The organism is Streptomyces sp. NPDC059582 (assembly GCF_042735715.1).
Lineage (GTDB): Bacteria > Actinomycetota > Actinomycetes > Streptomycetales > Streptomycetaceae > Streptomyces.
Window position 1 is genome coordinate 1 of sequence record NZ_JBHWCC010000111.1, and the last position, 7,676, is coordinate 7,676.

At 70.0% G+C, this 7,676-nt stretch carries 4 protein-coding genes; all 4 read left to right on the forward strand.

Annotated elements, in window-relative coordinates:
- Nucleotides 1–868: carbohydrate ABC transporter permease (locus ACFV0T_RS41980; RefSeq protein WP_385790800.1), on the forward strand; the 868-nt coding region annotated here is incomplete at its 5' end.
- Nucleotides 869–915: 47 nt separating this feature from the next.
- Nucleotides 916–1,722, forward strand: a complete 807-nt coding sequence (locus tag ACFV0T_RS41985) for a carbohydrate ABC transporter permease (protein WP_385790805.1) — start codon at nt 916–918, stop codon at nt 1,720–1,722.
- Between the two features lie 62 nt (nt 1,723–1,784).
- Entirely contained in the window at nt 1,785–4,514 is a 2,730-nt protein-coding gene (locus ACFV0T_RS41990; protein ID WP_385790802.1) for an alpha-mannosidase, read from the forward strand.
- A 107-nt stretch (nt 4,515–4,621) separates the two neighbouring features.
- On the forward strand, nt 4,622–7,606 hold the full coding sequence (locus ACFV0T_RS41995; protein ID WP_385790803.1) for a glycoside hydrolase family 2 TIM barrel-domain containing protein: 2,985 nt from the start codon (nt 4,622–4,624) through the stop codon (nt 7,604–7,606).
- Nucleotides 7,607–7,676 lie beyond the last annotated feature (70 nt).

Here is a 7,676-nt window from a genome sequence, read left to right on the forward strand (position 1 = left end):
GGCCGGCACCATCGCCGCGTTCCTGATCCCGTTCTTCCTCCCGTTCGTGCTCTTCTACCTGGTGCCCGTCGGCTACGCGATCTGGCAGAGCTTCCTGGTCGTGCGCCGCACCGGCGGCCAGTACGGCACGTCGTACACGACCTTCGGCGGCTTCGAGCAGTACACGAAGGTGTTCCAGAACGACGAGTTCTGGTCCAGCATCGGGCGCATCGGACTGTTCGGCATCGTGCAGGTGCCGGTCATGCTGTTCGTCGCGCTGATCATGGCGCTGCTGCTCGACACCCCGCTGCTGAAGCTCAAGTCGTTCTTCCGCATCACCGCGTTCATGCCGTACGCGGTGCCTGGCGTCATCGCCGCGATCATGTGGTCCTACCTGTACTCGCCGCAGATCAGCCCGCTGGTCGACGGGCTGAAGAGCGTCGGGCTCCAGCCCGACTTCCTCGGTCCCGGTGCCGTGCTCTGGTCGGCGGCGAACGTCTCCACCTGGCTCTGGACCGGCTACAACATGCTGATCATGTACTCGGCACTCCAGTCGGTCCCGCAGGAGTTGTACGAAGCCGCCAAACTCGACGGCGCGAGCAACTGGGCGATCGCGTGGCGGATCAAGGTCCCGATCATCGCCCCGTCGATCGTCCTGACCACGGTGTTCTCGATCATCGGCACGTTGCAGCTCTACGCCGAGCCGGCCGTGCTGCGGCAGATCTCCTCGAACATCTCCAGCACGTACACACCGAACATGCTCGCGTATGTGGTGGCCTCCGGAAACAACTACCAGCAGGCAGCAGCGATCTCCGTGGTCATCGCCGTCATCACCTTCGTCCTGAGCTTCGGTTTCATGCGACTGACCTCGAAGAAGGCCGGGCTGTGAGCAACCAGAACCTGATCCGCGAAAGCCGCGTCAGCCGCACGGCTGTCATGGCGCTGATGTTCCTCCTGGCGATCTACTTCCTGCTGCCGGTCTACTTCCTGGTCGTCGCGGCGACGAAGCCGCAGAGCGACCTCGCCTCCACCAACGGGCTGGCGTTCTCGCACTTCGACCTGTTCGGCAACCTGAGCACCCTGTTCACCCGCAGCGACGGCATCTTCGTGCAGTGGGCCCTGAACAGCGTGATCTACGCCGTGCTGGGCGCCGCCGTCGGAACCCTGATCTCCGCGCTGTGCGGCTACGCGCTCGCCAAGTTCACTTTCCGGGGCCGTGAGTTCCTGTTCTCCGTCATCCTCGGCGGGGTCCTCGTACCCACCACCGCGCTCGCGCTCCCGCTCTTCCTGCTGTTCTCGGCGACCGGGATCGTCAACACCTACTTCGCGGTGTTCCTGCCCAGCATCGTCAGCCCGTTCGGTGTCTACCTGGCCCGCATCTTCGCCTCCGCCGCCGTCCCCGAGGAGATCCTCGAGTCGGCGCGGCTGGACGGCGCCGGTGAGTTCCGCACCTTCTTCTCGGTGGCGATCAGGCTGATGGCGCCCTCGCTGGTGACCATCTTCCTGTTCCAGTTCGTCGCGATCTGGAACAACTTCTTCCTGCCGATGGTGATGCTGCAGAAGGAGTCGCTCTTCCCGATCACGCTCGGCCTCTACGAGTGGAACGGCCAGACCGCCCGCGCCCCGCTCCTGCAGGAATCCGTGATCACCGGCTCGCTGGTCTCGATCGTGCCCGTGATCATCCTCTTCATCCTCCTCCAGCGGTTCTGGCGCACCGGGCTCGCCTCCGGCGCCCTGAAGTAACCCGCACACCCCCGCTTTCCCGCTCCCTCCGCGTCACCCGCCAAGAGAAGGTCGCTCGCGCTATGCAGAACTCTGCCGTCTTCGTGCCCCATTTCCATTGGGACCGGGAATGGTACGAGCCTTTCCAGGTGTTCCGGCACCGGCTCGTCACCGCTCTCGACACCGTGCTGGAGACGGCCGAGGCGAACCCGGACTTCCGGTTCACCGTCGACGGGCAGATGGCCGCGATCGAGGACTACCTGGAGATGCGTCCGGAGAACCGCGACCGGGTCGTGGCCCTGGTCGCCGGCGGTCAACTCGCCATCGGGCCGTGGCTCATCCTGCTCGACGAGTTCCTGTGCTCCGGCGAGACCATCGTGCGCAACCTGCAGATGGGCTGGGCGGCCGCGGCGGACCTCGGCGGGTCGATGCCCATCGGCTATCTGCCCGACATGTTCGGCCATGTCGCGCAGATGCCACAGATCCTGGCGCGCGCCGGCATCCAGCACGCGGCACTGTGGCGCGGTGTGCCGGGCTCCGTCGACGGCCACGCCTTCCGCTGGCGCGCCCCCGACGGCTCCGAGGTACGCACCGAGTTCCTCTTCGACGGTTACGACAACGGCCTCGACGTCCTGCTGGTACCCGACCAGATCGGGCGCGCGCTCGGCGAGTACGCGGAGATGACGGCCGGGCGATGGGGCGGCGATCCGCTGCTCGCGATGGCCGGCACCGACCACAACGCACCCGACCCGCAGCTCGCGGCCTGGCTGCGGCGCGCGTCGAGCGAGGAGCGCGCCATCACCATCGCGACGCTCGACGAGTACATCCGCGAGCACGTACGCGACGAGGTCTCCGCCGTCGTCACCGGTGAACTGCGCAGCCATGTGCGCGGCAACATCCTCCCGGGCGTGCTCTCCGTGCGGCTCGCGCTCAAGCAGCGGATGGCCGTCGCCGAGCGCACCGTCGACCACGCCGAGCGGATGAACGCCCTGTGGTCCCGGCGCGACGACTCGCCCTTCCTCTCGCTCGCCTGGCACAAGATCATCGAGTCGTCCGCGCACGACTCGGTCGTCGGCTCCGGCACCGACGAGACCTCCGACCAGGTCGAGGCGCGCCTCGCCGAAGCCGCGCAGACCGCCCGGGCGGTCCGGGACGCCGCCCTCGCCGAGCCCGCCGCCCGGGTGCCGAGCGACGGCTACCTGGTCGCCAACCCGCTGCCCTTCCCGCGTACGGCCCTGGCCGAGGTGGATGTCGTGGCCCCGCCCGAGGGAACCGTTCTCGTCGCGACCGCCGACGACGGCTCGGCGCACCCCGTGCAGCTCGTCTCCCAGGCCCCGACCGTGCTCGCCGACGAGCGCATGGACGCCTCACAGCTCGAACGCGTGCTGCGCCGCATCCACCGCCGTGAGCTCTTCGGCCGCCTGATCGACCACTACGAACTCACCCCGGGATCACTCGTCTTCCACCTCGCCGAGGTGCCGAGCAGCGGACCGTTCGACCTGCTGATCCTGCGCCGTGAGGTCGCTGCCGCGGCCGCCGCGCACCCGGGGGAGTGGCGGGTGCTGACGGTGGAGGAAGCCCGCGCGACCGCGCTGGTTCCCGTGGACGTCCCCGCCTCCGGGCTCACGAGTTTCCGGGTCGCGCCCAGCGAGCGGCCCGCCGCCCAGCCGACGGCGTTCGCCCCCGCTACGGCGACGGCCCGCACACTGTCGAACGGACTGGTCCAGGTCACGATCGCCGCCGACGGCACCCTGGACGTGACCGGGGCCGACGGCACGGTGCTGCACGGAGTCGGCCGCCTCGTCGACGGCGGTGACCGCGGCGACAGTTACAACTACGCCCCCCCGGCCCAGGACGTACTCGTGTCGGAGCCGACGGAGGTCGCCACCGAACTTCTGGAGGACGGCCCGCTGCGCTCCAGGATCCGGGTCACCCGGGTCTACGAGTGGCCCGCCGCGCTCTCCTCCGAGCGCGACGTACGCGGCACCCACACCGTGCCGACCCCGGTGGAGACGCTCGTGGAGGTGCGCGCGGGCGAGCCGTTCGTGCGCGTGTCGACGTCGTTCCTGAACCAGTCCGCCGACCACCGGCTGCGCTTCCACGTGCCGCTGCCCGAGCCGGCGGCCGGGTCCGCGTCCGCCGGGCAGTTCGCCGTCACCGAGCGCGGTCTCACCGCCGAGGGCGGCTGGGGCGAGTACCCGATCCCGACCTTCCCCGCGAGTGCCTTCGTGTCGGCCGGCGCCGCCAACGTCCTGCTCGACCACGCCACCGAATACGAACTCGTCGGCGACGGCCGGGAACTCGCCATCACGCTGCTGCGTGCGATCGGCTCCATCAGCGTCAACATCCATCCCCTGCGCGACGAGCCCGCGGCGAGCGAGATCCCCGCACCGGGCGCGCAGGATCTCGGCGTGCGCGTCGAGAACCGTTTCGCCGTCGTGCCCTCGGCGACCGGCTGGCAGGGTGCGAACGCGGTCGCTCTCGCCGAGGACTTCCGCAACGACGTGCTGGTCACCCGTGGGACCGCGGCCGCCGAAGGCCAACTGCCGCCCGCCGCGACCGGCGTGCGGGTCGACGGTAGGGACGTCCTCGTGTCGAGCCTGCGCCGCGTCGCCGACGACGACCGCGGTCCCGGCACCGAGCTGCGGTTGGTGGCCATGAGCGACACGGGGTCGGCCGCCCGCGTGACCGGCGCGTTCACCGAAGCCACCACGGTCGATCTGCTCGGCCGCCCGCTGTCCACGACACCGGTCGCGGACGGACTCGAACTCGCCCTCGGCCCGTGGGAGATCCGAACGGTCGTGGTCCGGTAGAGCGCAGCGGCCGCGTGCGAAGAGGGCGGCCAAGCCCGATCAGTCGAGTCGGCGGACGCAGCCGGCGTCCGGATCCCCTTCTGTCAGCAGGAAAGAGTTGTGACCTCGTGCCCTCCCAGAACTCCGCATACGTGTCGGACACCGCACCGGGGCGTGGCGCGCTGCGTGCGGCGCGCTCGTGGCTGCACTCCGACGCCCCCTCTCGTTCGCTGAACGGGCATTGGCGGTTCCGGCTGTCGCCCACGGTGCCGGCGGCAGCGGATTTCGCCGCCGAGGACTTCGACGACAGCGACTGGGACAGCATCCCGGTGCCGTCCCACTGGGTGCTCCAGGGCGACGGAGCCTACGGCCGGCCGATCTACACGAACGTGCAGTACCCGTTCCCGATCGACCCGCCCCATGTCCCGGACGAGAACCCCACCGGCGACTACCGCCGCCACTTCGACATGCCCGCCGACTGGTCGGGGAGCGAGCGCGTCGTGCTGCGGTTCGACGGTGTCGAGTCGCTCTTCAGGCTGTGGGTCAACGGCGAGGAGATAGGCAGCGCGAGCGGCAGTCGGCTCGCCCACGAATTCGACGTGACGCCGTCCGTGCGTCCGGGCGACAACGTCATCGCCGTGCGCGTGCACCAGTGGTCGGCGGCCAGCTATCTCGAGGACCAGGACCAGTGGTGGCTGCCGGGCATCTTCCGCGATGTCACCCTGATCGCACGGCCCGCCGGAGGCCTCGAGGACGTCTGGCTGCGGGCCGGGTACGAGAAGGGACACGGCCGGGTCGAGACGGAGATCACCGCCGACGCGGCGGCGTTCCCGGTCACCCTCCGCCTCCCCGAACTCGGCATCGAGCAGGTCTGGGCCACCCCGGACGACGTGGCCGCGTTCGACGTCGACGCGGTGGAGCCCTGGTCGGCCGAACAGCCGCGTCTGTACGACGTCACCGTGTCGAGCGCCGCGGAGAGCATCGACCTGCGGGTGGGCTTCCGTACGGTCGAGATCCGCGGCGACCAGTTCCTGGTCAACGGCCGGCGCGTCGTGTTCCACGGGATGAACCGCCACGAGACCCACCCCGAGCGCGGGCGCGTCTTCGACGAGGAGCACGCCCGCGAGGACCTGGCCCGCATGAAGCGGTTCAACGTGAACGCGATCCGCACCAGCCACTACCCACCGCATCCCCGACTGCTCGACCTCGCCGACGAACTCGGGTTCTGGGTCGTCCTCGAATGCGATCTCGAGACGCACGGCTTCGACAAGGTCGAATGGACCGGCAATCCGAGCGACGACCCGGCGTGGCGGGAGGCCTACCTCGACCGCATCCAGCGCACCGTCGAACGGGACAAGAACCATCCCAGCGTCGTGATCTGGTCGCTCGGCAACGAAGCGGGCACCGGCGGCAACCTCGCCGCGATGGCGGCGTGGGTCCACGCCCGCGACGCCGAACGCCCCGTGCACTACGAGGGCGACCACACCGGCGAGTACACGGACGTCTATTCGCGGATGTACTCATCGGTGCTGGAGACCGAGCAGATCGGCACCGACGGCTCACGCGCGCCGCTGATGAACTGCACTCCCGCCCAGGGCGCCCGGCAGCGCACCAAGCCGTTCCTGCTGTGCGAGTACGCCCACGCGATGGGCAACGGGCCGGGAGCGCTCGACCAGTACGAGGCGCTGGTGCACGAACACCCCCGGCTGCACGGCGGCTTCGTGTGGGAATGGCGCGACCACGGCATCCTGACGACCACCCCGGACGGTACGCCCTACTACGCGTACGGGGGCGACTTCGGGGAAGTCGTGCACGACGGCAACTTCGTGATGGACGGCATGCTGCTGAGCGACGACGTCCCGACTCCAAGCCTCCACGAGTACAAGGCGGTCGTGCAGCCGGTCCGCTTCGCCTTCGACGGCGACGCGTCCGAGGTCGCGATCACCAACCTGCGGCACTCGGCCGACACGTCGGACCTGCGCTTTTGCTGGCGCGTCGAGCACGACGGGACACCCGTGGACTCCGGGGACATGGAGGTCCCCGTCGTCGCGGCGGGCGAATCGGCGCGGGTGCCGCTTCCCCGGATCCCCGTGGCGCACGACGCGGAGACATGGCTCACCGTCGACGCGGTCCTGGCGGCCGACACCGCCTGGGCGAGCGCCGGGCATGTGATCGCGACCGCCCAGCTCGACCGTTCGGCACGTCGTCCCGCGCCCGGAGTCCGGTCCCGTACCGACTGGCGGCACAGCGACGGAACACTGGCCCTCGGTATCGCCGAGTTCGTCGACGGATCCCTCGTCCGCCTCGCCGGCCGTGCGGTGGCGGGCCCTCGCCTGGAACTGTTCCGTGCCCCGACCGACAACGACGAGGCCGCGTCCGATCAGGTCGAGGAGAGCGACGCCGCCGTCGCCGGGGTCTCGCAGGCCGCGCTGTGGCGTCGCGACGGCCTCGACCGGCTGACCACGCGGCGGGTGTCCGTGGAGCGCACCGCGGACGCACTGCGCACGGTCTCCAAGGTCTCCGCGGCGAACTCCGGTTCGTCGGTCACGGTGGAGACCGTCTGGTCGATCGAGGGCGACGAACTCGAGCTGAGGGTGGAGATCGAGCCCTCACGCGGTTGGCAGACGGTGTGGCCCCGGATCGGGATCCGGTTCGACCTGCCCGATGGCACGGCCCCCGTCGACCGCGCCGAGTGGTTCGGCCTCGGACCGCTGGAGTCCTACCCCGACAGCCTGCGCGCGGCACGCACCGGGCGTTTCTCCTCCACCCTGCGCGACCTCTCCGTCGACTACGCGCGCCCGCAGGAGACCGGGCACCGCTCCCAGGTGCGGGAGCTGGCGCTGTCGAGTGCCCACACCGAGGTGCTGCGCATCGCGACCGTCCCGGACACGCGCGGACGCCGCCCCGGCTTCACGCTCGGCCGGCACACCCCACAGCAGATCGCGCGAGCCCAACACCCCTTCGAGCTGCCGGATTCGACGACGAGTCACCTCATCGTCGACGCGGCCCAGCACGGGCTCGGATCACGCGCCTGCGGACCGGATGTGTGGCCCGAGTTCGCACTGCGCCCCGAGTCCCGCACGATCAGGCTCCGCATCACCGCGGGCCGATGAGGGGGCGCTCGGACATCGCGTAGGACGCCGCCGTGGTCGACGGGTGGGAGGGGACGCGTACGTCCCCTCC